This window comes from Streptomyces sp. NPDC091371, from assembly GCF_040684275.1.
Lineage (GTDB): Bacteria > Actinomycetota > Actinomycetes > Streptomycetales > Streptomycetaceae > Streptomyces.
Map to the genome: position 1 here is coordinate 1,434 of NZ_JBFBFP010000108.1, position 1,101 is coordinate 2,534.

Annotated in this window: 1 protein-coding gene; it reads left to right on the forward strand. The window is 63.9% G+C overall.

Features of this window, described 5'->3' with window-relative positions; all coding sequences use genetic code 11:
- Nucleotides 1–993 (forward strand): group II intron reverse transcriptase/maturase (locus AB0O21_RS40355; RefSeq protein ID WP_365180984.1); only part of this gene is annotated, 993 nt, incomplete at its 5' end.
- Nucleotides 994–1,101: the final 108 nt, after the last annotated feature.

The following is a 1,101-nucleotide window of genomic DNA, read 5'->3' on the forward strand; positions in this document are numbered from 1 at the left end:
CGCGGCGATCGCGCCAAGGTGCGGGAGTTACGCAAGCAACTCCACAGCATGCCCAGCATGGATACCCAGGATTCGGGGTATAGGCGGCTGAAGTATGTGCGTTATGCCGACGACACCCTGCTCGGGTTCGCCGGACCAAAGGCAGAGGCCGAGGAAATCAAGAGACGTCTGGCGCAATTCCTGCGTGATGAACTCAAGCTGGAACTATCGCCGGAGAAGACGCTCATCACACACGCCCGTACCGGGGCGGCGAGGTTCCTCGGCTACGACATCACCGTGCACCACAACGACCGCAAGATCTCCGGCAGGCGTCGTTCTGTCAATGGGACTATCGGTCTGCGTGTCCCTCGTTCGGTGGTAGTCGCCAAGCAGGCCCAGTACATGAAGCGCGGCAAACCCGCGCGTCGGCCCGAACTGCTGAACCAGGACGACCACGTCATCATCAGCACCTACGGGTCCGAGTACCGCGGCATCGTCCAGTACTACCTGCTGGCCGGCGACGTCTTTCGACTCGCCCGGCTGCAATGGGCCATGTCGGCCTCGATGCTGATGACGCTGGCCAACAAGCACCGCTCGTCGTTCTCGAAGGTGGCGCGCAAGTACGCGGCCACCGTCGAGACACCGTACGGGCCACGCAAGTGCTTCGAGGCCCGCGTCGAACGCACCGGCAGGAAGCCACTGGTCGGACGGTTCGGCGGGATCCCGCTGCGACAGGACAAGAAGACGGTCGTCACCGACCGTCAGCTGGCCCCGGTCAACATCAAACGCAAGGAGCTGGTCACCCGGCTTCTCGCGGGACGATGCGAGGCATGCGGACGCCTCGACGAGGTGGAAGTCCACCACGTCGCCAAGCTCGCAGACCTCGACAGACCGGGAGACCGGCCGCCGTGGGCAGATCTTATGGCCGTGCGACGTCGCAAGACCCTGGTGGTCTGCGACAGTTGTCATGCGGACATCCACGGCAGAAGACCTGTCCCAGCACTCACGGAGTAATCACTGGAGAGCCGGGTGCGGTGACAAGTCGCATGCCCGGTTCGGGCTGGGGGTCGTTGGAAAAGGGCCTGCTCAGCAGGCACCTCGCCGACGGCCCACCAGTACTCT